19 protein-coding genes and 3 pseudogenes are annotated in these 22,942 nt (G+C 44.5%); 11 read left to right on the forward strand and 11 right to left on the reverse strand.

Annotated elements, in window-relative coordinates; translation table 11 throughout:
- Positions 1-20: 20 nt before the first annotated feature.
- Positions 21-2,143, reverse strand: a pseudogene (locus V7R55_RS00410) (TonB-dependent siderophore receptor).
- Between the two features lie 297 nt (positions 2,144-2,440).
- Here V7R55_RS00410 and V7R55_RS00415 point away from each other — a divergent pair.
- Together V7R55_RS00415 and V7R55_RS00420 are read left to right on the forward strand one after the other, a co-directional pair.
- Positions 2,441-4,322, forward strand: a pseudogene (locus tag V7R55_RS00415) (TonB-dependent receptor domain-containing protein).
- Positions 4,323-4,332: 10 nt separating this feature from the next.
- Positions 4,333-4,776, forward strand: a complete 444-nt coding sequence (locus tag V7R55_RS00420) for a DUF6314 family protein (RefSeq protein WP_334056395.1) — start codon at positions 4,333-4,335, stop codon at positions 4,774-4,776.
- Between the two features lie 18 nt (positions 4,777-4,794).
- Here the strand turns inward: V7R55_RS00420 and V7R55_RS00425 are convergent, their stop codons facing one another.
- The 3 genes from V7R55_RS00425 to V7R55_RS00435 all read right to left on the reverse strand — a co-directional run bounded on the left by V7R55_RS00425 (position 4,795) and on the right by V7R55_RS00435 (position 7,087).
- On the reverse strand, positions 4,795-5,658 hold the full coding sequence (locus tag V7R55_RS00425; protein ID WP_334056396.1) for a DMT family transporter: 864 nt from the start codon (positions 5,656-5,658) through the stop codon (positions 4,795-4,797).
- 71 nt (positions 5,659-5,729) lie between these two features.
- The gene (locus V7R55_RS00430) at positions 5,730-6,599 is read right to left on the reverse strand and encodes an MIP/aquaporin family protein (protein ID WP_334056398.1); all 870 of its coding nucleotides are present in this window, start codon (positions 6,597-6,599) and stop codon (positions 5,730-5,732) included.
- A 296-nt stretch (positions 6,600-6,895) separates the two neighbouring features.
- Positions 6,896-7,087, reverse strand: coding sequence for a hypothetical protein (locus V7R55_RS00435; RefSeq protein WP_039223445.1), 192 nt, complete (start codon positions 7,085-7,087; stop codon positions 6,896-6,898).
- Between the two features lie 541 nt (positions 7,088-7,628).
- Here V7R55_RS00435 and V7R55_RS00440 point away from each other — a divergent pair.
- The 6 genes from V7R55_RS00440 (at position 7,629) to V7R55_RS00465 (ending at position 14,584) form a co-directional block, all read left to right on the forward strand.
- The gene (locus V7R55_RS00440) at positions 7,629-9,572 is read left to right on the forward strand and encodes a TonB-dependent receptor plug domain-containing protein (protein WP_334056400.1); all 1,944 of its coding nucleotides are present in this window, start codon (positions 7,629-7,631) and stop codon (positions 9,570-9,572) included.
- Between the two features lie 132 nt (positions 9,573-9,704).
- Positions 9,705-10,847, forward strand: coding sequence for an HmuY family protein (locus tag V7R55_RS00445; protein ID WP_334056401.1), 1,143 nt, complete (start codon positions 9,705-9,707; stop codon positions 10,845-10,847).
- Positions 10,848-11,807 carry a heme/hemin ABC transporter substrate-binding protein gene (locus V7R55_RS00450; RefSeq protein WP_334056403.1) on the forward strand — a complete coding sequence of 320 codons (960 nt, stop codon included), beginning with the start codon at positions 10,848-10,850 and terminating at the stop codon, positions 11,805-11,807. It abuts the gene before it with no gap.
- Entirely contained in the window at positions 11,807-12,979 is a 1,173-nt protein-coding gene (locus tag V7R55_RS00455) for a FecCD family ABC transporter permease (RefSeq protein WP_334056405.1), read from the forward strand. Before V7R55_RS00450 ends, V7R55_RS00455 begins: the two co-directional genes overlap by 1 nt.
- Positions 12,980-12,984: 5 nt before the next feature.
- Positions 12,985-13,815 carry an ABC transporter ATP-binding protein gene (locus tag V7R55_RS00460; protein ID WP_334056407.1) on the forward strand — a complete coding sequence of 277 codons (831 nt, stop codon included), beginning with the start codon at positions 12,985-12,987 and terminating at the stop codon, positions 13,813-13,815.
- A gap of 37 nt (positions 13,816-13,852) precedes the next feature.
- Positions 13,853-14,584, forward strand: a complete 732-nt coding sequence (locus V7R55_RS00465; protein ID WP_334056409.1) for a HugZ family pyridoxamine 5'-phosphate oxidase — start codon at positions 13,853-13,855, stop codon at positions 14,582-14,584.
- A gap of 161 nt (positions 14,585-14,745) precedes the next feature.
- On the opposite strand, the gene V7R55_RS00470 is transcribed toward V7R55_RS00465, so the two are convergent.
- On the reverse strand, positions 14,746-15,615 hold the full coding sequence (locus V7R55_RS00470; protein WP_334056410.1) for a LysR family transcriptional regulator: 870 nt from the start codon (positions 15,613-15,615) through the stop codon (positions 14,746-14,748).
- Between the two features lie 108 nt (positions 15,616-15,723).
- On the opposite strand from V7R55_RS00470, the gene V7R55_RS00475 reads away from it, so the two are divergent.
- Together V7R55_RS00475 and V7R55_RS00480 are read left to right on the forward strand one after the other, a co-directional pair.
- Positions 15,724-16,236 (forward strand): hypothetical protein, encoded by a 513-nt coding sequence (locus V7R55_RS00475; protein WP_334056412.1) that lies wholly within the window; start codon positions 15,724-15,726, stop codon positions 16,234-16,236.
- Between the two features lie 630 nt (positions 16,237-16,866).
- Positions 16,867-17,955 carry a Gfo/Idh/MocA family protein gene (locus V7R55_RS00480; protein WP_334056414.1) on the forward strand — a complete coding sequence of 363 codons (1,089 nt, stop codon included), beginning with the start codon at positions 16,867-16,869 and terminating at the stop codon, positions 17,953-17,955.
- 118 nt (positions 17,956-18,073) lie between these two features.
- Here V7R55_RS00480 and V7R55_RS00485 read toward each other — a convergent pair whose 3' ends face one another.
- From V7R55_RS00485 to V7R55_RS00510, 6 genes are all read right to left on the reverse strand, one after another.
- Complete coding sequence (locus V7R55_RS00485; protein ID WP_334056415.1) at positions 18,074-19,147, reverse strand: ADP-ribosylglycohydrolase family protein; 1,074 nt, start codon at positions 19,145-19,147, stop codon at positions 18,074-18,076.
- An 89-nt stretch (positions 19,148-19,236) separates the two neighbouring features.
- Positions 19,237-20,025, reverse strand: coding sequence for a lipase family protein (locus V7R55_RS00490; protein WP_334056417.1), 789 nt, complete (start codon positions 20,023-20,025; stop codon positions 19,237-19,239).
- A 197-nt stretch (positions 20,026-20,222) separates the two neighbouring features.
- The gene (locus V7R55_RS00495) at positions 20,223-20,579 is read right to left on the reverse strand and encodes a RidA family protein (protein WP_334056419.1); all 357 of its coding nucleotides are present in this window, start codon (positions 20,577-20,579) and stop codon (positions 20,223-20,225) included.
- Positions 20,580-20,906: 327 nt separating this feature from the next.
- Positions 20,907-21,281 carry a hypothetical protein gene (locus tag V7R55_RS00500; protein WP_156086905.1) on the reverse strand — a complete coding sequence of 125 codons (375 nt, stop codon included), beginning with the start codon at positions 21,279-21,281 and terminating at the stop codon, positions 20,907-20,909.
- An 8-nt stretch (positions 21,282-21,289) separates the two neighbouring features.
- Complete coding sequence (locus tag V7R55_RS00505) at positions 21,290-21,832, reverse strand: redoxin domain-containing protein (RefSeq protein WP_334056420.1); 543 nt, start codon at positions 21,830-21,832, stop codon at positions 21,290-21,292.
- 9 nt (positions 21,833-21,841) lie between these two features.
- Positions 21,842-22,438, reverse strand: coding sequence for an NAD(P)H-dependent oxidoreductase (locus V7R55_RS00510; RefSeq protein ID WP_334056422.1), 597 nt, complete (start codon positions 22,436-22,438; stop codon positions 21,842-21,844).
- Positions 22,439-22,574: 136 nt separating this feature from the next.
- Here V7R55_RS00510 and V7R55_RS00515 point away from each other — a divergent pair.
- Positions 22,575-22,935, forward strand: a pseudogene (locus V7R55_RS00515) (winged helix-turn-helix transcriptional regulator).
- Positions 22,936-22,942: the final 7 nt, after the last annotated feature.

The raw sequence follows: 22,942 nt of genomic DNA on the forward strand, positions 1-22,942 counted from the left end.
AACGCGCTTTCAGCTGCGCATTAGAACTGGTACTTAACGCTCACCGTATAGTTAGTCGGTGAGCCCGGCATGGTCCAAAGCTGATGGTATGAGTTCTCAAAATAATCTCTGTCGAACAGGTTATTCACGTCAAATCTCATAGAAAGTGCATCGCTGATATTCACCGACCCTGCTAAGTTCAAAAGGGTATAAGACGGCAAAATGAATGTTGGATCGGTGGTTTGCCCTAAGCGATCGCCCACGTAACGCATGGTCACACCAAAGAACGCTTCTTTTTCAAATATGCTGGTGAAATGATTAAGCGAGATATACCCCGAATGCTTGGCAATATTGATTAAGCGCGACCCTTTAGGAATAGGAACGCCCCAATCCAAGTTGTTAACTTCGTTCGCGGTTTTAGCATCTATGTACGCGTAGGCCATATCAAGGCGAATGTCTGAAGTAAGGTCAGTCGTTAACTGAAATTCTAGCCCTTGGCTTTCAACTTCACCGAGCGTAGCTGAAAAGCCAGTGTTAGGTTCAGCGGTAAGCATGTTGGTCTTTTCAGCATCAAAAATAGCGACGCTACCAGAAAACATATCAGCAATGTTTTCCCACTTAGCACCTACCTCAAAAGAGGTGGTCTCTTCAGGGGCAAATGCGTTGCGGTCAGAATCAAGTCCTGGGTTGGGTCTGAAACCTTCTGCATAGCTAGTGTAAAGGCTTACGGAATCATTGATTTCATACACGAATCCAAAGCGTGGCGTCACTTCCGTTTGGTCTTGTTCTTGCCCTTCATTACTTAACTTATTAAAAATGTCTTGCTCGAACTTGTCCACGCGAAAGCCAACTAAAAGCTTGGTCGCTTCACTAAGTTCTATAACATCTTGTGCGTAGAAACCTAACCCTTTTTGCTTTTCAGCGGTAAGTGTAGTGGGCGTAACGTCAGGTCTGAAAATAGTGTAGTCTGGATTTTCAGGGTCGATGCTATAAGTGGTATCACCTGCACCCCATGCAGTGCGCCAACGACGATAGTCTGTATCGATGTGGTAGTTGTAATAGTCTAAACCAAATAAGACGTTATTTACGAAGCCTGCCACGTCTACCACGCCACTTAATTCAAAGCGTAGTGATAAGTCTTGCGCTTGATAGTCGCGGGTTCTACGTTGCCGTGAGAGGATAGATGGATCGGTATACAAAAGCTGACGGCCTTCTGACAGTTCAGTATCTGAAGACTGCCCTTCAAAAGAAGAGTCTCTGTAGGCGAAGCCACTGAGTAAATGCCAGTTGTGACTCAACTCGTGATTTAACACTAGCTGATGTCCGAAGGCTTTAACCTCATGTGCTCCGTCTCTCACATCACCATAAAAGTCTTCGGCTTCTACAGCGTCAAAGTCGTTATTTAATATGAACACACCGCGATCAAGCGGCTTTTCCTGATCCAATATTTCCATCTGATAGCTTAAGCTGGTGTGATCAGAAATGTTCCAAATGAATGAAGGGTTAAGATTCAAATTTTTGAAAAACACGTTATCGCGATAAGTATCAGAGTCTTCGTATGAACCATTAACGCGATACGCCATGTCTGAATTAATGCCGTTCGTGTAATCGAACTCACTTGCTTTTTATCAAAGTTACCTACGGTACCTTGGATGTAGCCTTGCTCTTCAAACTGAGGTTTTTTGGTAATTATGTTTATGGTACCGCCAGGCTCCCCTTGACCATATAAGGCAGAGCCTGGGCCCTTCATTACTTCTATGGTTTGAACGTTAACGGTGCTTCTATTGCCGCTATAGCCACGTACGTTGAAGCCGTTTATTAAATAACCCGATGGATTATTTTCATCGCCAGAAAAACCTCGGATCGCAAAGCTATCGAACATGCCGCCAGAGTTGTTTTGTCTAACAACGGTGGGCGCAAAATCTAACGCATCGATGAAGCGCGTGATCCCTTCATTCGCTAACGTATCCGCGGTAATTCGGTCGATTGCTTGTGGGGTGTCGATTAGCGGTACGTTACCACGATATGGCTGAAAGTGTCTTTTTACTTCAATGTGTTCAAGTTCATCATGATCACCTTGAAGGGGGCTTTCATCTGTTTGCGCAGCAGCGCTTACTGATAATGCAACTAAAGAAAATATAAACGGAGTTTTAAGGTCAAGCATAAGCAAGGGATGACGTATCTTTGGCAGTTTTTGTAAAGGTTGCAAATGTTATGTTATCTCATTTCTTTTGGCAAGAGCAATAAGGGGGGAAATGAGCGAACTGGTTTTAGTGTAGGAGTAAGTGCATACAGGCTGTTTATATTGGTAAGTGGAAATGTGCATGGCTGTGAGTAGAAATAAACTTACTGGTCTAAACTCACCTTCGCAGCGTTTTCCTCGGTCTACTAATGCTATACACTTCGCGTTTTTATTACTCTTGCCTGCAGGCTGAACCTAAATTTTTAACTAGGACACTGAATGCGTCACACAACCCTATCTTTACTCTTCTGCACTTTACCTTTTGCCGCGATGGCCGCTGAAAATGTTGATTCATCAAACATTAACTCTGGTGTGAACAGCAACGAAAAAGATGTAGAGAAAATTACAATTGAAGGTGCGGCGACGGCGAACAACAAGCCGGTAGGGACGTTTAATTCACCTATATCTAACTTAGAGTACGACCCGCGAGTCGATTTGCAATCAAGGAACATGGCAGAAGCGCAGGCTGACGTGACTATTCGCGGCGGTATATTCGAAAACACGGGGTTTCGCATAGGAAGCGCAACGCCTATTGACCCGCAAACGGGGCACTATTTCGCTGAAATTCCGATTACGCCAGAAATGCTGACGAAACCGAGTATTTTCACGGGCGTGGATAACGCGCTTTACGGCGTAAATAGCTCTGTAGGTACCGTGTCTTACGGCTGGCGTCCCATTCAAACAGCAGGCAGTGTGTCAGTGGGAGTAGGTAAACTTCAATTTGCAGCGTGTACACGGTGCAGTAAAGCACGCGCTTAGTGATTTACCCGGTTGGTCTGTTGGGGTTGAAGGGGAGTATTCTCGCTCTGAAAGTGATGGCACTATTGCCAATGGCGATCATGACTTCGAACGTGCGTCAGGGCGTATTCAACTAGCAAGTGACGATTCACAAACTGATTTGTTTTATGGCTTCCAGCAAAAGTTCTTTGGCTGGCCTAACTTGTACACACCTTTCAACGTAAACGAAACGGAAGATATTCAAACTCGTTTGGTCATGCTAAATCATAAACAGCGCTACGGCGAAAAGGGTATGGAAAATACCTTTGAGGTTTCAGCTTACTATAGAGAAAATGACGACCATTACGTATTCTCACGTGAAAACCCTGAAGCGTTTCAGGCGTTTCACGAAACCCAAGTGGAGTCATTGGCGTTTTCTGGCACCCATAATGTATCACAAAGTTTTGGTATCAACTACGCCGCACAGTTTACCGCAGACGAGATCACATCAACCACGTTAGAGAACAATTTCACCTCTCGCGACTACTATAAAATAAGCGTAGTGCCCGAGTACCGAGTGCAGTTGAACAGCAATGAATCGCTTACCGTTCGTTTAGGTGGGGCGTTTGACGATACGAATCGCGACGACGACCGATTGACTTTTGTGGGCGATATTAGCTGGCTTGCCCAAACGGGCAACAATGCCTCGCGTACACTCTATGTTTCGTATGCAGAAGCGACGCAGGTGGCTGGCTATACTGCTGTAGGCGGCAGCACCACAAGCGGTCTATTTAGAAGTAACAACCAGTTACAGCGAGAAGTCAGCAAAAACCTAGAGTTTGGGGCGTCATTTGATAAAACGTCTTTCAAAGTTGATACCGCCGTATTCTATCGCTGGGATAACGAGCTGACAGATTGGACGTATAGCTTCGACGCTACTTCAGCTCGCAGTGCAAACCCGGTTGATATCGAAACCTTAGGTGTTGAGGTGATTGCCATTAAACGCTTTGAGCGCGCAGATGTGGTTGCTAGCTATACCTATTTAGACAAGTCTGAAGACTATCGAATTGATGAAGTAGACGCTAGCTTTTACGCGCTTAACTATCCGCCGCATCGCGCCACCCTTGGGGTGGTGTGGTTTGCAACCGATACGGTTGAAGTGCGCATTGACAACGAGTGGCGGAAACAAGAAACCAATGCGCTTAGAAATGGCGATGACTCTGCGTTTTTCTCACATGTCACTTTCACATATTCACCTGCTCAGATTGAAGGGTTAAGTCTGGTATTGGCAGTCGATAACTTGTGGGATGAGCGCTTTGAAGAAATCCCAGGAACGCCGGGTCGCGGCGACCAATATTCTGCCACTGTTACCTATTTTTGGTAAGGACGGCGCAATGACAGTTAATTCTCCTCATACCTTGGACGATTTTGCTGGACGATGGACGCTATCGCGCAAAATCTTCCAGCGAAGTGGCGATGTATTCACCTTTATGGGAGGGGCTGAATTCAGCTGGCTGGAAGGCAGCGTACAAAAAGAAAAAAGCGGCTTGGCGTATTACGAAAAAGGCGAGGTTACTGCGCCTAACGGCACTACAATGCCAGCCGAACGTCGGTATTTCTGGCAGCAGCCTAAAACCGGTTTATTTGAAGTGTTGTTCGACGATGAACGTTATTTTCATTCTTTCAGTGCGACCAACCCAAACGCTGAGCACTTGTGCGGCGATGATAATTACGTGGTGCGCTATGACTTTACAAGGTGGCCAGTGTGGCGCTCAACATGGCAGGTCAAAGGCCCGCGCAAAGACTACACCATGGTGAGTGAGTATAGCCCTGCGTAGTTTTGGCCTTTTTGAGGCTTATAACTGTTTCCGCTTCTTAGCGTGTTGATGGGACATCCAAAGCGCAACAGCGATGATGGCACCACCAAAAAACAAGCGAGTAAAATCGGTGTCTTTTTGCCAAAGCAGTAAGTTAACCACAAGCCCTGCCGGAATAAGTGCATTATTCATAATGGCTAGCGTACCACCAGAAACCTTAAGCGCACCTTGATTCCAAAAGTAATACCCAAGCCCCGATGCAACAATACCCAACCACAATAGCACTCCCCATTGCTCGATATTTTTTGGTAGCTGACTTGGGTTGCCGAATAGGAAAAATGCGGGCAAGGCTACAACTAACGCGCCTAAATAAAACCACGCGAATACGTTGTGATAGGGTACTTGAGCTGTAAAAGTCGAGGTCAGCTTTTTATAACCCACTTGTCCTAGTGCAAAGGAAAGATTTGCACCCTGAACAATGGCAAAACCAAACCAGTAGTTATCAGTCACGCCATCAAAGCGAATTATGGCTGCCCCTGCGGTAGCGACAAGTGCACATAACAAGTAAAACGGAGTAAATCGCTTAAAGAGAGCGTCATTTAAAATGGCGACATAAAGCGGCGTAAAAATGGTGAAAAGCAACACTTCTGGCACGCTTAAAAACAAAAATGCGTGATAGAAGAAGATGTACATCAGCCCTAATTGGACAGCACCTAAACTCGCCAGGACTGCCTTTTGTTTAGGGTTTAATAATGCCGGCTTAAGAAAGGGGAGGAAAACAAGTGTGGCGAGCACAATGCGTGTCAAAACAGCAAAATAACTGTCTACTGAGCCAGCCAAAAACTCGCCTATGAGCGAAAAGGAAAATGCCCACAGGACAGTAACTGCTATTAAATAAAACACACGCTATGCTTCTTTGTAAGTTCAACCGCGGCGTAAAATAGGCTATCGCCGCTCGTATATCAATAGTTAGCTTACCCTCTATCAAAACTCGCTTCAGAAGTTTGTGTAACAGCGGAAGTTTCGCAATCGTTTGGAATAGTGCAGGCGCGACTTTCTGGCGAAAGGGAATGACCTATTAATACAGGGTACAGCCAAGCGCCAAAGCATGCTCCACATATAGGCGCTACAATAGGCACAATAAAGTAAGGGATGTCTTTCGCCCCATCAAGCGCATACTCCCATCCTGCAATATAGGAAAATAGCTTTGGACCAAAATCGCGAGCAGGGTTCATAGCAAAACCGGTCAACGGCCCTAAAGAAGAGCCAATGACAGCAATGACAATACCAATTAGTAGCGGATTCATGGCTCCACGAGATGCGCCGTTATTTTCATCTCCCAGTGCCAGGATTGCGAACATCAACACTGCAGTGATAACGAACTCAACGCCAAAGGCCCCCCAGAATGAAAGGGCTTCGTGAGGAAAAGTAGAGAAAATGCTGGCTGTTGCTAAAGCCTTTACACTATTGCGTGAAAGGTTTTGAGTGAGTTCATAGTCTATGAAAAGTTGGTGATACAACCCGTAGATAAGTGCGGCAGCAGCGAATGCTCCCAGAAACTGAGAAAGAATGAAGGGAGCTACTTTGTATTTTTCAAAACCATGAAAAAGCGCAAGCGCAATGGTTACTGCAGGATTGATATGTGCACCTGAAACCCCAGCAGTACAATAAATGGCAACAGCTACGCCAAATCCCCAGACAATACTTATTTCCCATTGACCGAAAGAAGCACCGGTTAATACCAATGCTGCGACTGCACCAACACCAAAGAAAATAAGAATTGCAGTGCCTATGAATTCAGCAATACACTGACGGAAAAGCGTTGGTTCCTTGAGAGGTAACATAATTCATCCTTTAAATCTTTAACCAGTACAACACGTTGTGCAGAAAAAGAAACGACAGAGTTATGTTAGGGAAAATGAAGGCAGAAACCGTTTTGTTTTGCGCAATATTGTATTCACTGTTCATTTAACTAACAGGCCGTTTAGTTCTTATTCTGACGCAGCTACCCATGTACATTTAATTGGGGGTATCATAAACCGAACATAAACGAACTGCAAATGAGCAAAAACGAATATTCGTCGTTATTGGTTTCCTGTAGCGCTCCTATTTGAAGGCAGTGAACACTGTAAAGCTTGTTCTAGTGGAGTACGGACAGCTCTGTATTGGGGATATTATTTTTGGTGTCGCTATCAGATTTTAACTCTCCAGCTTCCTCAACCAATGCCGTCATGGCGTCAATAATATCGAGAAAGCTTGATAACTGCTCAGGCGTTAGGCCATTAGATAAGTTTTCTATTTTATTAATAAGCTGTTTAGTTGGTAGGCGCATAGTGTCAAAATCTCGTTGTTTTATAGCGTGAAAAACCTAAATTCAAAACATAAAGTCATGTTTCTTTGTAAGGCCATCAAAAAACTTGCCAACATTTTTCTGACGACTCTAGCCGATGTTATTCGTAACAACACAGGCATTGGAAATGAAATACCAGACAATGTGTTTTACGTAAGTGACTCGACTAACTAGCTACAAATTGCATACCGCTACACCATTTGTGTAGCGGTCTTCCCACTACTAATTTTTTTGTTGTAAGGGAAGCCGCATTACTAAGAGTAGAAGGAAAGTGCTTTTTTCTTTCTATCTCTTTTTTATTCCACTATGCCGTGTTGCCAATCCAACGTGATGCTGTTCTTTTCTCGCAAAACATCAAAAATTTTTTAACGTCCTATCGGTCTGTTTTTAATGCAAAATATACATTAAACCCAATGCTGTAGCAGAGTATTTCTAACGAATTTCTACATTTCTTCTTGCAAAACGTTTCTAAATAAATAAGATCAAACGCAAATCATTATCATTTGCGTTAAAAGAAAAATAAATGAAACGAGTTCACTTTTTACCTTCACTTGTCATAGCCGCTAGCTTTCCTTTGGCTTTTTCAGCTTTAGCAGAGGGTGATCTTGAACGCGTTGTTGTTACAGGCACTAGAACACCAAAGTTATTGGCATCCTCACCTGTAAAAGTTGACGTGGTAGATAAAGAGGACATTGCTCGATTAAGCAAAGGAACCTTACGCCAAGTGCTTGAAGTGATGCCGGGCGTTGTGGTTAGACGCAGTCAAAAAGACGGGTACAACGTTCAGCTAAACGGGTTCAATGGCGATCACGTATTGGTATTGATTAACGGCCAGCCCATCATTTCACCCACAGGCTCTTCTGTCGACCTTGACCAAATTAGCGTTGCCAATATTAAGCAAATTGAAATTGTGCGAGGTGCAGCTTCTGTGCTTTACGGCAGCTCTGCCATGGGCGGCGTTATTAATATCATTACCGAGAAAGTAGAAGGATCGCAGTTTTCAGCTGACTACGAGGCATCATACTTCACCGATGATGCAATTGACGGTGATGAATTCGGGCATACGTCTAGGGTCACTGCAGCGAAAGCAGTAAGCAATTGGCAGCTTGGCATAACGGCCCAAAATATTACTAACCCGGGTTTTGATTACGACAACGAAACCACGTCACAAGATGGTGGCGCGGTAGACAAATCTTTTGTGCAAGTGTCTTTATCGACGTTGATAAATAACATTAGCATGCAATACAAAGGGCAATGGCTGGATGAGCAAAAAAACAAACCTCAGTCATCAATACCCGGTCAAGCCACCATTATTAGTTACCTTTCCAATGTTACCCAGTGGCAGCACGATGTTCGCGTTGAGCAACAATACGATTGGCATATCAACACACGCTATCTTTCACATAATGAAGAAAGCGGGAACAACAATGGGTTACGTCAAACCGATATTCAGCTTGCGGAATTAGAAGCGCAAAAGATTTATTCCACCAAAGATATTGAGTGGGTAGGCGGCCTTGTTTTACATGGCGACACGTTGGACCAGCAAAACCTCAGCACGGGCACAGTTGAAGTTGACGACGTAAGTAGAGAAAGTGCCGAGCTTTATTTACAAGGAAACTGGCAGAAAAACGACACCCAGCTTTTAGCTGGCGCAAGAATACAAAACGATTCTGATTTTGGTTGGCATACTGCATTTAAAGCAAGTGCAAGCCAGTCATTTAGTGCTGACAGCACTTCATGGCAACTTCGCGCAGGGGCTGGCAGTAGTTATCGCGTGCCTAACCTCAAGGAACGCTATTACATCTTCGACCATAGTAACTTAGGTTATATGGTGCTTGGCAACGACGCACTTACCCCTGAAACCGCGCTGAATGCCAACTTAGGCGCTAACCTCCGAGTAGAACCGACCCAAAGTGACTGGTTATATCACCTTGATATTAACCTTCATTACACTAAAGCTGATGACTTCATCACCACGGCGGTAGACGTGGACGCATCGCAAGAGGCGGGTTTAGATATTTCAGTTTATCAAAACCTCGATGAAGCCACTCTTTACGGCGCTGATTTAAGCGCCAGCGCGCAGAATGATAATTGGCAGTGGCAACTGAATTACAGTTATTTAATTGCTGAAGATGGCAATTCACAGCGCTTGCCTGAACGCCCTACTCATTTAGTTAAAGCATCCGTTACCTATCAGTTTAGCCAAACCGACACCAGCCTACAGCTTTACGGAGTGCATGAGGGAAATGTGTCGCCTTCCAGTGGCTATATCACAATTGCCAAAGACAGCTTTACCACGCTAAACGCCGTCGTGCAGCACCAGTTCATGCCTAAGTGGCAAGCGCGCCTCGGACTTGAAAACCTCACTGATGAACATCGCTCATCCGACGCTCTTGTGGCGGGCGCTTTTGATGCAAGGCCCATTGCTGCCAGGCGATTGTATCTGGGTGTGAGTTACCAGTATTGAAATAACCAAATAACGAAAGCACCGACACAGAAAACAGCGTTTTAAATCAAAACAGAAAACACCTAACGGCAGATCCCAAACCAACAACTAAAAACCGCTGGTTAATTCGGCGAATTTTAAAAAGGAAAACACATGAACAAAACTTATTTAGCGTTACTCCTTGCCATGACATTCGGACTAACTGCTTGTGGCAGCTCAAGTAGCGATGACACCTCAGTCGAAACGCCTGATGAAGTGACCGATGGTAGCGGAGATTCAGATGCCGGAAGCAGTGACGGCGAAAACGAAGAGGGAACCATTTACGGGCCTTTTAGTACAGGGTCTACATCAGAGCCTGTGGCCGTGTACTTTGACTTAGATACACAAACGCAACTTACGCTTACTGAAGAAGAAGCCGCCACGGATACCACATGGGATATTGGCTTTAAGCGTACCAATGTGTTTTTAAATACAAATCAGGAAACCGCTGTTAGCCTTTATTTTACCGGAAATAATAGCGACTTTTACGATGATACGGGCGCGCCAGTGTCTGACTTGTTTCTAAATGCCAGTGCTGACAGCGAACTAGACGATTACTTGGCTGTTACTCAAAGCGATATACCAGAAGCTGAAGCGTTCAGTACAGATACAGAAACCCAAGTGATCGGCGATACCTTTTACAACTACGACTTTACCACTCACGTAGTAACGCCAAATGAAGAAACCTATTACATCGTGTTCTCTGACAGCAACTACACAAAATTTCACGTTACCGATATTGTTACTGAAGGGCGAGGTATCGGTGAAATAACCCTTGGCGTTATGCATCAAAGCGTTCTTGACGGGCAAACCACGTTTGCTGAAGAAGTCGCACTGACTGTTGATGCGGTGGGTTGTAGCGGCTCGGTTTATATTGACTTCGATATTCAGCAAGTAGTTACACAAGCAGACGGTTGGGACTTATCTATTCCATGTGCGGACGGAGCGGGGGAATTTACCCTTTCTATTGCTGATGATGCGACCGTACTTCGCACCGACGCTGAAACGTACGATGGCGTGGATACCGAAGCGGCACAGTTTTATGGCTTCAGTGAAGAGACCGTTAGCGAGTACGCGATGAGTTCGAACAATTGGTATTTCTACGACAGCACCAGCCACTTACTCTACTCACAGTTTGGGGTTTATTTAATTCAAGCAGGCGATACGACTTACAAGCTTCAAATTACTAGCTACTACGATGAAGAGGGAACATCAGGTGCGTATAGTTTCCGCGCCGACCCGGTAAGTGGAGAGTAAATGATGTTGCAAAAGGCTCATTCACTTTCATCTATTGCCGTAAAAGCGTTGTGTACTGCGATGGTAGGGTGGAGTTTGTTTGCAGTAGGGGCGTTTAGCGCCCCTTTAGATGAAACGCAAACTGCATCTCCTAGAATTGTTACCGCTGGCGGCAGTATCACCGAAATTGTTTTCGCGTTAGGACGAGGCGATTGGGTAGTTGCAACTGACAGTACCAGTATGTACCCAAAAGAAGCGGCAAGTTTAACTAAGCTTGGGTACTTTCGTCAGCTCAGCACTGAAGGAGTATTGGCCCAACAGCCCACAATGCTGCTAGGAGCAGAGGCGACAGGCCCAAGTGTTGCGCTTGAACAAATAGCCCATGCTGGCGTAGAGGTTACTGCCTTTAACGTAGACAAAAACTTAAGTGGTCTAAAGCGCCTAGTACTGGATATTGGCGAAAAACTATCGGCAAGTGATAACGCCGTTACCCTTGTTCACGATATTGAAAAGAAGGTAGAGCAACAAAAAGCGCGGTACGCAGATAAAACCTTAGCGTTCAATACGCCAATTAAAGCGCTTTTTGTGGTGGCGAATAATGACAGAGGAATAACGGTTGCGGGTAAAAATACCGTGCCCCAAGCGCTATTCGATACGCTGGGTATCGTTAATATAGGTGCAGCAGTGGAAGGCTACAAAGTGTTGAGTGCCGAGTCTGTGCTGATGCAAGACCCTGATATCGTGATTGCCGCTGGGCACATGCTGCGTGGAAAAAGTGCAAAGGACGCACTTTGTACGCACCATGCGTTGGCAGCCACCTTTGCTGGTATTCATTGCCTAGTTGAAGCCATGGATAGCAGCATAAGTTTGGGTCTTTCTCCGCGCTTTGATGTGGCGCTTCAGCGTGTTGCAGAGCACGCAGGAAAGGCCATTGAAATTAAACAAACGCAAAATGCTGCTAACAAAAGAACGAGTCAATAATGCAGTTTTCTTCCGCAGCTAAGCATAGTGATAATTTAGGCGATAACCCAAGTGATAACCCACGCGATTATTCAAGTGATTACCGACTGACGCCTGTAGTCCTTCAGCTTATCAATGCCCGCGCGCAGCGAAAACGTATAGGCATGGGAATATTGGTTGTATTGTTGTTGATGTTTGCTTATGTAGGGCTAACCCGCGGCAGTTTACCCATTGATATTGAACAACAACTTAGGTACTTCATTAGCGGCGCAATTACGGTAAAAAACACGGTAGAAAATACGGGAGCAAATACAACCCACTGGTATGTGTTGTCTGAAATTAGGCTACCAAGGGTGATCATGACGATGCTGATTGGCGCGCTTCTAGCCGTATCCGGTTGTGCCATGCAGGGGCTAGTGCGCAATCCGCTCGCCGACCCTGGCTTAATCGGTATTGCCGGTGGCGCAGCCGCAGCAGCTGCCCTTAGTATGACCATAGTACCACCGCTCATCCCTGCGCTTGAGTCTATATGGGTAGCCATGTGGGCCTTTGGTGGTGCATTACTTTCTGTATGGACAGTGCTTCGCTTTTCAAGTGGGCCGCAAGGCGTTTCAGTAGCCGCGCTTATTTTGGCTGGGGTTGCCATCAACGCCTTAACCGGAACCGTGATAGGGGCTATTAGTTATGTAGCAAGCGATGATGCACTTCGCCAAATAAGCTACTGGACCATGGGTAGTCTTGCCGGAGCAAGCTGGACGCTTTGTGGTCTTATTGCGCTAGCTGGGCTTGTTGCTTTTACTGGTCTCATGAAGTCACGTAATGCGCTAAATTTACTCGCGCTTGGTGAAAAAGAGGCGGCTTATATGGGGCTTAATGTTACCCGATACAAACACTGGGTTTTATGGCTGGTGGCGTTCTCTGTGGCACTAGCGACGGCGCTGTGCGGCATTATTGGCTTTGTAGGTTTGGTGGTGCCCCACATGTGCAGGGCCATATTTGGTGTAAACCACCAGGTGCTAATACCTGCCAGCGCACTAATGGGCGCTTTGCTATTAATGGTTGCCGATACATTGGCTCGTACCTTATTTGTGCCTATGGAAATACCTATTGGTATTGTTACATCAGCAGTAGGGGCGCCATTTTTCCTTTACTTACTGTGGCAACAACGCCGCATATTTGGTGGTGGAGTGTAGCTAAAATGAAAGTGGAAATCCTAGAGCAAAGCGAGAGTGGTAAGCGGTTAAATACGGTGTTACTTACATTGAAAGATGTTGTGATAGCCAGAGGTAACACGCGTTTGCTTGAGCAAATATCTATGTCATTTAACACTGGTGAGTTTACCGCGATAGCGGGTGAAAACGGATGCGGTAAATCTACGCTATTAAGTATGCTCAGTGGTGTAGAAACGCCATCTCATGGAACGCTAACGCTTGGCGGGAAAAAAATTAGTTCGCTAAGCGCAAATCAGTTAGCAATGCAGCGTGCGGTAATGGCGCAAAGCGCGTCAACGTCATTTGGATTTATCGCCGACGAGTTACTCCATTTGGCGCGGTATCAGTACGTTGAGTCATTGGAACAAAAGAGTCGGTTGATTCATGGTATTGCCAAGCAGTTTGACATTACGCATTTACTAGCTCGCAATATTCAAACCTTATCTGGCGGGGAAAGGCAGAGAATATTTTTAGCTAAATCTATTCTTCAAATAATACCGGGCGATCAAAACGAGAGTTTGGAAGGCAAGCTGTTGCTGTTAGATGAACCCACCTCAGCCCTAGATTTGCGCCACCAGAAACTAGTAATGGAACAATTGGTCGCCCTACGAGAAAAAGGGCTGTGCATTATTTGCGTAAGTCACGACCTCAATTTAATTTCCCCTTATTGCGATAGACTCATTTTATTGGGGGAAAAGCAGTGTTTAGCCGACGGACCACCAGCGCAAGTACTTACTACCGATATGCTTTCTCGGTGCTATCACACCCAGTTAAACCTAATTAAAAACGAACAAAAACACGTTTTCGTGACACATTAACTTTTACGAAAACCGATAAACAAGAACGGAGTTAACCATGAGTATGCAAGTTATTGCATTTCAAGCAAAACAGCTAAGCCGCACCCATCACAGCGGTGTATTGGGTACGCATTCAACATCAATGCCCGGCTACCCTTTTGGTTCGGTTGTACCTTATTATTTAACGTCTGGTGGTGACGCAGTTATCTACATCAGCGATATCGCACTGCATACGCGCAATATTAAAGCGAACGACAAAGTTAGCTTAACCATTTTTGATGCCGGTGAAGATGACTCTCAGGCGAATGGCCGGGTGACTATTATGGGGAGTGCGGAGCTAGCGAACCAAGATGACGTGAAAGCACAGTATCTTCGTTTATTCCCTCAAGCTAAAAAATACGAGCAAACCCACGATTTCAATTTTTACGTTATTCGTACTGAGCGAGTACGTTTTATTGGTGGGTTCGGAAAAATCCATTGGGTTGATAAAAACTATTGGCGCGTTGAAGCCCAAGAGTGGCATAGCGCACCAGAGGGCATGATTACCCATATGAATGAAGACCATCAGGACGCGATGCAGCTTATCTTGCAGCACAAAGTAGGCGTTAACACTGAAGCGCCGATAATGCACAGCGTATTTCCAGAAGGCATGCACTGCGGTACAGAAAAGCAGACTTGGTTTATCCCTTTTGAAGCGCCATGCGCGTCGTCAACAGACGTACGAAAAGCGTTAGTGAAACTGACCAATGACGCACGGAATACGCTTAACGTACCCAAAGCGGTGTCGTAGCCTTTTCACTGCATAATGCGACATCCATACGGGCGGCTTATCGTGTGGAGCGTTCTTGTAAAAAAAGGTATAGGTTTGCAGCTGTCAACATGGTCCGCTTGTTATAAACAAGGCGTTGTTCTGCAGCAGTAAGCCATCTAAATGGTTTACCGTAAATAAACTTATGCCTCTCCTTCAACGAGCGTTTTTTTAGTCATTAACGCATCGGTTAAAAACTGCATCAGCAATTTTACTTTAGGCTGTTCATACAAATCAGGGTGGGTGAGAAGCCAAATATCGTATTTCAAAACGGGCGCGCTGCCCGGTAGACGTACTAGGTCGGGGTGTGGGTCGCCCATGAAACATGCTGCTCTTCCCATACCCACGCCGTTTAATATAGCGTGATATCGAGAGATGATGTCATCGATTGCTATTCCAATTGGTACCTCTGGGTAAGGCGATTGTGCTAGCCATTGGGGCCAAACTTCATTCTCTAACGGCGTAATCCATCGCCAGTCTTTACGGGGTGTATTTTCACAGTAATCTTTGTGTGCATAAAAGCACAAGCCTAGCTTGTAAAGTCGCCTTCCAATTAAGTGTTCCGGTAATTTAGGTGCTCCCCGTATTACGACATCCGCTTCACCTTTGTCTAAATCGGCGAATATTGTAGAGCTTTTCACTTTTAATTGAATAGACGGATAAAGCCGAGTGAACTCACCGAGTTCTTTGGCTAACAAAAACTGCGACATGGGCTCGCCCAGTGAGAGCGTTATCGGGCCTGCGAGCTTTTCATTGCTTGTGCAGTAAAGCCTTTCTGATTCGCGAACAACATTTTCAACCTGCATAGCGGTAGCGACAAGCTGCTCGCCAAAAGGGGTAGCGCGGTACCCGCCTGGAATACGCTCGAAAATACTGGCGCTATATTGCTTTTCCAATAATGCCAAGCGTCTTGCCACCGTGGTATGAGTGGTTCCCAAAGCTACAGCGGCCGCTCTTAAGGTTATCGACCTGTGAAGGGCAAGAATTAATGCGTAATCGTTCCAATCTTTCATGGAACAATAATGCACCATTGTGAATAAAAAACAAACCGTGTTTTGGGTTGCTTCAGTTGCTAATGTATCCGCATAACTACAAAGTTAACTATTAAAGAGGATGTTGAAATGTTGGGTAAGTTAATAAAATTCATGGGCTTGAGGTTTTTGGGGGTGGGAGTTTTGTTTGCGTCGCCCGTAATTGCTGATGAAGAAGGTGAAGTGTTGTCGGTGCATTTTAATCCGGGGGCGGTGATGCAGCTTATCGCACCTGTGACCGAAGCGGAAAAACGGCCGCTGCGTGATAAGTATTTTGAATTAGGAGCTCCAACAGCACGCGAATATGGATATACCCAAAATGGGGTGCTTGTAGTTGAAAAAACGCTAATAGGAGCATTTAGTCCTAATGTATTTGTGGTAAGTCAGTGGCCTTCACTTAACGCGCAAAAATCATTTCAATCGCTACCACTTTTTAGCGAAATAAAGGCGTTAAGAAGAGAAGCATGGGAAGCATTAAAGCTTTATGACTATGAGGTAACTAAGCCTACCACGCTGACATTTTCGACAGCCAAGATATATTCAGTTTCATTGGCATGGGTGAATCCAAAAGCACCCAACAACTTTCTTCTATTTCTTCAGTGATCTCAGAAGCTATTTTAGGGAGTGAATGTAGCCAACGCTCTGCGGGCTCAGCAAGTTGAACGGTGAGTAGAGTGAAAGGCGCCACCAATAACGCAATTAATGCTCCAGCCGACATCGTCCGTGGCACGTAAACTTTTCGAGCAATGGCAACAAGTGGGCTTAATAGTAAGGCAATAAAGGCAGAAAAGAACAGCGGAATAAGTAAAGATTTCGCCAAGTACATAGTGTAAATAAAAGCGAAGATTACTAAGGTATTCAGCAATTTAGTTTGCTTAGCTATTTTAGGGTATGCACCAGTTAGGTTCTTTTTTTGTTTTTCATTGATAGAGCCAGCGTTATCCATGTCTTAGCCTTTGGTGAGAAGCGTTTTTCGCGCATAAGTAGGTGTGATTCCAGTATGAATATTACGAAAATTTCATAATTAAAGTTCATTGCTGAGATTAATGAAACGAGAGCATAAACTTCAATAGATAAGATTTTAAAAAATAGTTAAGAGCCAATAACTTTTTAAATAATATTAGCCGCAATCATGAGATTTCTTATCCTATTGGGCAATTTGTGTGTGATCTATTTAGACAAGTAAAACACTACTAAAACCACACATGGATACTTTTCTTATGGAGAAGGCCAATGCCTCGTATTACTCGTCGTCATTTTCTTCAAATAGCGGGTTCAGGCTTGCTCGTTGCCCACAGCCCTTATTTGTTAGCTCAGCCACCTAAAAAGAAACTTGGCGTAGCCTTGCTTGGCTTAGGCAACTACAGCACAAATTTATTAGCACCTGCGCTACAGCACACCGAGCATTGTGAATTGCGAGGCATCATCACAGGTAGCGAAGAAAAAATTCCTAAGTGGCAAAGAAAGCATGGAATTAAGGATAGCAACGTATACACATACCGCACTATGGCTGAAATTGCGGATAACGATGATATTGACGTTATCTATGTTGTAACGCCCACAGGTACGCACAAAAACTTTGCAGTGCAGGCTGCAAATACTGGAAAGCACGTGTGGTGTGAAAAGCCAATGGCGATGGATAGTGAGGAGTGCCAAGCTATCATAGATGCCTGTAATAAAAATAATGTGACTTTGTCTATCGGCTATCGCATGCAGCACGAGCCTAATACACGCACTTTTCATCAATACCTTGAAACTAAACCCTATGGAGATATAACCGCAGTATCGAGCTTTGCGGGTTATGCCGGGCAGGGTAGAGCGGCAGACAACTGGCGCATGAAAAAGCATATGGGTGGCGGCGCACTCTATGACATGGGCGTTTATGCGATAAACAGTGCGCGCTTTTTAACGGGGCAAGAGCCTTTGTCTGTAACTGGCAGCCACCCACCACAACGTTTCCCAGAAAAATTCACTGAAGTTGATGAAACTACCCTATTCACCATGGACTTTGGTGACGGGCTAGTGGCTAATTGCGGCACTAGCGTAGTAAAAGGGTTTAATCATTTCAAAGCTGACTGTGAAGACGGTTGGTATCAGCTGAAACCTATGCAGAGCTACAACGGCGTAACGGGGACAACGTCAGACGGGAAAACGCTGCCACCTATTGACGGTATGCAGCAAACGCTTCAAATGGATAACGACGCTTTAGCCATATTGACTGGGCGCCAGCCAATGGTAACCGGTAGTGAAGGGCTTGCTGATATTAAGATTGTTAACGCCATATTTAAAGCGGCGAAAACGGGTCAAACGGTAACGTTATAAGGCTTTGTGACTGAGCTTAAGCAAAGCATCGATAAATTGTTGTTCATATAATGCTAAGTTTGGCATCTGCGTCGCTTTGAATGTAAAACGCTTCAAGTTACGAAGCTTTTTCCTTGAGTCATTCAACGCCTAGAGAATCGATTAGCGAGTTTAGCTTTTTCGTATCAGTTAATTTATCAAACCATAGAGATATCTCGGCCCCGTGCATTAAACCTAGTATGGCCCCTAAAACAAACCCACGATGCACGTTGTCACCGCCCACATTAGTGTTTGCTATAAGCGCTCTTTTCGGATTATCTGCGTAGCGGTATGCGAAATACAAAACGGCGGGCCAGGCGTCTGAGATATAACATGCCGGCGAATACATGCGCCCGACAACTTCAATATCGCTTTTGTTCTTTGCCGTAAGGGACGCCAAGTTCAGCCCTGCTGACTTACTCGCAATATCTTCTAAAATGTTTTTGGGTGATTCATCTTGGCGGTGCGCTAATTTGTATATCAGCTCAACATAGTAATCGCACACTGAAGCTAACGATTCGTCGGGATGAGTTAAAAACAAGTGCTTACGACACAGGTATTTAATGTCGTTAAGTGCAGTATTCTTAGCGGCTTCTACCAGTGCTAAAGGTGTCACCGATACGAAAGCCCCTATAGAAGCTGTATCGTGGGTAACTGCTCCACACTTATCCGCAGAGAAGCCTTGCTCAAGATTTGCGAAAAAACCTCTGTGATAGGATTCGGCATATGTGTCAGGGTGTTTAGGAGCATCGGCGCGCATAAAGCTAATGTATTGGTTTAAAAACTCATTTTCATCATAACCTTTAAGTGCGCAGGTCAAAACAATACGGGCGCAGTGGGCATTAAGCGTATTTTCACCGGCCTTCATACCCTGATGATAATGCACATTGTCTTTACCCCAGTACTGCCTTTTCCCTTTGAGAATGACCTCACCCACGATTTCTTTTTGGCTAGCTAAAGCTTTGTTTGCTCGCCCGCCTTGCTGAGTAGAGTGTAGCGACATTATTGAAGAGGGATGAAAGGATGGCGCATCCTCAAACTGCTCTATTCCTAACGGAAACGCTTTGTAGATATCAGCTGGGTTGTAAAACCAGTGTACCGGCATCGCAAGTGCGTCGCCGATAAATGCGTTTTTAAGTGCTGCTCTTGCGCGCTTTGTGATTGATGAAGCCATCTTTCCTCTCGCCTGCCAACTATTTCATTTGGGGGGAATGCGTGTATTAACTTATTTAAATTACGCGCAAATGGCCAAAAATGATCGCTTTAATGCTCGTCAAATAACGACTTGTTGCGGATGTATTTTCGCATGTAGTGGTAGGTTATAGGACGCAACAACCAACTTTGAAGGGACATGAAAAAGCGCTTATGCGTAGGTGTGTTTTCATATATTTTGTCGTCGTGTAACCATAGCATTTTACCTACGTGCCAGAAGTAAAAAGGGAAGGGCGGCATGAAGGTAATTACGTCTAAGTCGCAGCAAATGCGATATGTTCGATGGTGCAACAAATAATGCTTATACCAAGAACGCGTGCCAACGGCTGGCTGCCCAAAAGTAACCACTCTTTTTACTGACTTCGGGAATCGCCTTTCGAAATAATCGGCCATTAACACAGCGACCGCACCACCGGATGAATGACCGATAAACGAGAACCGTTTACCTTGGGCGCGAAGTGGTTCTAGTACTTTGACGAGTAATTCTCTAAGAGGTAACGCGTCATCAGAGGTTTTCGTACTTGAATACATCGGCTGCGCAAGTAATCTCGCAAACCCCCAATGAACAAAGAAACTGCGATTCAGCTGACGCAGCCGATAGGGTATGAAAAATAAATTAGCGAACCAATCTTTGAAGCCCAACGAACCACGAAAAACGATGATGACTTCTTTTTTTTTCTCAACCCACAATATTCTTACGCTCATTCTGCCGTACTTATCGACAAGATGGCGTTCATGAAAAGGGTCTAGTATTTTCTGATATTGCGCGTCGGCGTCGGGGTAGGCGAGTTGACAGAGGATGGCATATCGTTCGTATTGATAGCGTTTCAATTTCTTCATGAAAACTCATATCGGAGCAATGTGCATTTTGAAATAGTGCCTTTGACGGCACTTTAAAAGAATCTTATACGCTATAGGATATTTATTTCAGAGATATGACGGCGAGGAAAATTAGGATAAATTTAGCATGGAAGGGCTCTATGAATGGCGCAGTACCAATAATCACAGAGCCTAAAATCAGTTCTTGTTTTCTATACTTATTCTGTAATCTCAGCAGCAACAACAGATATTTCTACAAGCAGAGCGTCGCGTGCCATATCGGCTGTAACGCAAGCTCGCGCTGGAGCATATCCTTCTGGTACCCAGTTATCCCATACCTCATTCATCTTCGCAAAATCATCCATGGTTTTAAGATAAATGGTCGCTGAAAGCATATGCTTTCTATCGCTTCCCGCTTGAACAAGTAAGCTATCTACTTTATCAAGCATGGTTTGAGTTTGGTGAGTAATATCTTGCGTGGCATCTGCGCATACTTGCCCGCATAAGTAGATAACGCCATTGTGCTTCACAATGCGACTCATGCGCTGCTTGGTTTCCATTCGTTCAATGTTCATTAATTAAAGCCTTTCAGAAAGTGAGAAGAGTGTGCATTGAGCGACTTTAATTGGTTTGTTGGGCTACTTCAATTGTTACTCCATGTTAGACAATGTTATCCCGAGGCACTTGGATCCTAGGTACCGCAAGTCAAAATCTAACGCGATAATTTCAAAATCATATTGGTTTCAAGGAAAGAGCCATAAGACGATTGTTTCCGTCATGGGCTGCTATCAGGAAACGTAGGTATAGCCAAGGGTATGTGTTGAGGTGTTGAAGTTAGTGCCAAGTAGCCCTGACACTAACTTTAAACGCGTTCCTATCACTTACTATAATTGAAGGCTTGGTTATTTAGCTTCTACAATTATTGCAGTAATCGTTGAGTCACCAATATTTTTAACTTGGTGCTCCCATTCGTCATGCCACATGACATAACCATCAGGGATTTCCAAAGTCATTGCTTTGTCAGCTGTTTTGATGATGGCTTTTCCGCCATCTTCAAAATAAACGGTTTCAGCATTGTGTTTGTGCCAAGTGTCTTCCTCGCCGGGCTGAAGCGTCATCTTTAAAACGAGCACGTTTTCGTTTTCTAAAAGAAGAGTGTAGTGCTTTGGCGATACAATATGAGCGTGTCCTGTATTGTCATCGTTCGCCATAGCACACCCAGATAACATAGCACCCGTTGCCAAAAGGGCTGCTACGAAATTAGCCACTTTTTTCATAGAAGCTCCTATTTGTGCATACCGCGAATAGGGTAGTTGTTATCAGGATTACGGATCCAGCCCAAACCACTTACTAATGTCTCTAACTCAGGTCTAACAAATGGGTTGTTAGAAATATCAGCGACGTGCACATTACCTTCATTGTTAACAACAAACAGCGCTGGCTCAGAAAACGGGTGATCAGTTTCTTGAGGAGATCTTGGATCAGAGATATAAACGCCTAATTCTTCCATTTGCTCCACCGTTAAGCCGTACGCAATTGGAAAGTTAATGTCCAACCTAGGAAGGTGACTTTCAAGCTGCGCTTTACTGTCGCCAGACACTGCAATAAGGTCTACGCCAGTTTCGGCAAGATAACCTCTAACACTCTCAAGTTGATTGAGGTATCGAGTGCAAAGTGGGCAATGTTGCCCTCGGTAAACTACTACCATTTTCCAATCAAGACCGTTCTCAGGTGTCGCTAACTTTTTAGTGTCGCCATTTAACAGCTTTGCTGAAATATCTGGAAAGGCAGAACCTGCATGTAACTTATTGGTGTATTCAGTACTCATGAGAATTCCTTAAAAATGCTTGTTTATATGAGCTTCAAAACGTTTAAACTCGTTTTCCACATCGGCGTTTTTCATCACGTCAAAGCTGGCGAAAGTTTCCATTGGCTTCATGCCAAAGAACTTAAAGTTCATATGCATTGGAAATAGTAAATCGTCTACAGATTTACCTTCGAAAAACTCTTCGCTGTCGTTAAATGACTCTTCTGGAGCATTGAAGGTTAAAGACATCATATATTTAACGTCGGTAAGGGTACCGCCTGTGCCGTAGTTTTTCTTCGGTGCTTCTTCAACGCGACCATCGCCGGCACATAGGGCTCCACCCATACCTGCAGTGTAGATTTCATCCATATACTTCTTGAATGACCATGGCACACCCATCCAGTTAATTGGTGCCTGTAGAAGGACAATGTCAGCCCACTGATGATGGGCCAACTGTTCTTCAACGTTGTGCTCTTCGGCCATTGTAACTACACGAGTGTTGTAGCCTTTAGCTTCAAGCAGCGTTACTGCTTTATCGACGAAAGATGCGTTTAGCTTGCCTTCCGAGAAAGGGTAATACTGGTGTGCATTAATAATTAGTACATTGTTTTTACTTGTGTTGCTCATTCAAATACTCCTAATTGGTTATGTCTGAAATAGCGATATGTTTTCTCGCTTAATCATATGTGGTATATAATAGTAACCTGTATACAATAATCAACCAGTAGTATTTTGGTAACCTATATGGAATATGAGTTAAATTTTGGAAAACTTAGTAAAAACAAATGGTAAAAAGAGAAAAAATTAAGAGCATTAATGATAAGCCTTGCGCTATCGAAAGTGGAATGCGTTTGATTGGTGGAAAATGGAAAGCTTCAATTATCTATCACCTCAAAGATGAGCCTGTTAGATTTAATGATCTAGCAAGGATGCTTGGCGGTGCCAGTAAAAAAATTGTCGATCAAAGGCTTAAAGAACTGGAAAACGAAGGAATCGTTTTGCGAAAAGTAGTTAGCGAAAGGCCGATCGCTGTTACATACGAGCTAACTGAGTTTGGCAGAACGGCACTACACATTTTAGAAAAGCTAAGAATATGGTCAGAAAATAATGATGTTCAAATATGAACATGGC

The organism is Alteromonas sp. S005 (assembly GCF_036864475.1).
Taxonomy (GTDB): domain Bacteria; phylum Pseudomonadota; class Gammaproteobacteria; order Enterobacterales; family Alteromonadaceae; genus Alteromonas.

Excerpts from the sequence above, each read along its gene's own strand:
- V7R55_RS00420 (WP_334056395.1), top strand. The coding sequence starts at position 4,333 with ATGACAGTTAATTCTCCTCATACCTTGGACGATTTTGCTGGACGATGG.
- V7R55_RS00430 (WP_334056398.1), bottom strand. The coding sequence starts at position 6,599 with ATGTTACCTCTCAAGGAACCAACGCTTTTCCGTCAGTGTATTGCTGAA.
- V7R55_RS00435 (WP_039223445.1), bottom strand. The coding sequence starts at position 7,087 with ATGCGCCTACCAACTAAACAGCTTATTAATAAAATAGAAAACTTATCT.
- V7R55_RS00440 (WP_334056400.1), top strand. The coding sequence starts at position 7,629 with ATGAAACGAGTTCACTTTTTACCTTCACTTGTCATAGCCGCTAGCTTT.
- V7R55_RS00445 (WP_334056401.1), top strand. The coding sequence starts at position 9,705 with ATGAACAAAACTTATTTAGCGTTACTCCTTGCCATGACATTCGGACTA.
- V7R55_RS00450 (WP_334056403.1), top strand. The coding sequence starts at position 10,848 with ATGATGTTGCAAAAGGCTCATTCACTTTCATCTATTGCCGTAAAAGCG.
- V7R55_RS00455 (WP_334056405.1), top strand. The coding sequence starts at position 11,807 with ATGCAGTTTTCTTCCGCAGCTAAGCATAGTGATAATTTAGGCGATAAC.
- V7R55_RS00460 (WP_334056407.1), top strand. The coding sequence starts at position 12,985 with ATGAAAGTGGAAATCCTAGAGCAAAGCGAGAGTGGTAAGCGGTTAAAT.
- V7R55_RS00465 (WP_334056409.1), top strand. The coding sequence starts at position 13,853 with ATGAGTATGCAAGTTATTGCATTTCAAGCAAAACAGCTAAGCCGCACC.
- V7R55_RS00470 (WP_334056410.1), bottom strand. The coding sequence starts at position 15,615 with ATGAAAGATTGGAACGATTACGCATTAATTCTTGCCCTTCACAGGTCG.
- V7R55_RS00475 (WP_334056412.1), top strand. The coding sequence starts at position 15,724 with ATGTTGGGTAAGTTAATAAAATTCATGGGCTTGAGGTTTTTGGGGGTG.
- V7R55_RS00480 (WP_334056414.1), top strand. The coding sequence starts at position 16,867 with ATGCCTCGTATTACTCGTCGTCATTTTCTTCAAATAGCGGGTTCAGGC.
- V7R55_RS00485 (WP_334056415.1), bottom strand. The coding sequence starts at position 19,147 with ATGGCTTCATCAATCACAAAGCGCGCAAGAGCAGCACTTAAAAACGCA.
- V7R55_RS00490 (WP_334056417.1), bottom strand. The coding sequence starts at position 20,025 with ATGAAGAAATTGAAACGCTATCAATACGAACGATATGCCATCCTCTGT.
- V7R55_RS00495 (WP_334056419.1), bottom strand. The coding sequence starts at position 20,579 with ATGAACATTGAACGAATGGAAACCAAGCAGCGCATGAGTCGCATTGTG.
- V7R55_RS00500 (WP_156086905.1), bottom strand. The coding sequence starts at position 21,281 with ATGAAAAAAGTGGCTAATTTCGTAGCAGCCCTTTTGGCAACGGGTGCT.
- V7R55_RS00505 (WP_334056420.1), bottom strand. The coding sequence starts at position 21,832 with ATGAGTACTGAATACACCAATAAGTTACATGCAGGTTCTGCCTTTCCA.
- V7R55_RS00510 (WP_334056422.1), bottom strand. The coding sequence starts at position 22,438 with ATGAGCAACACAAGTAAAAACAATGTACTAATTATTAATGCACACCAG.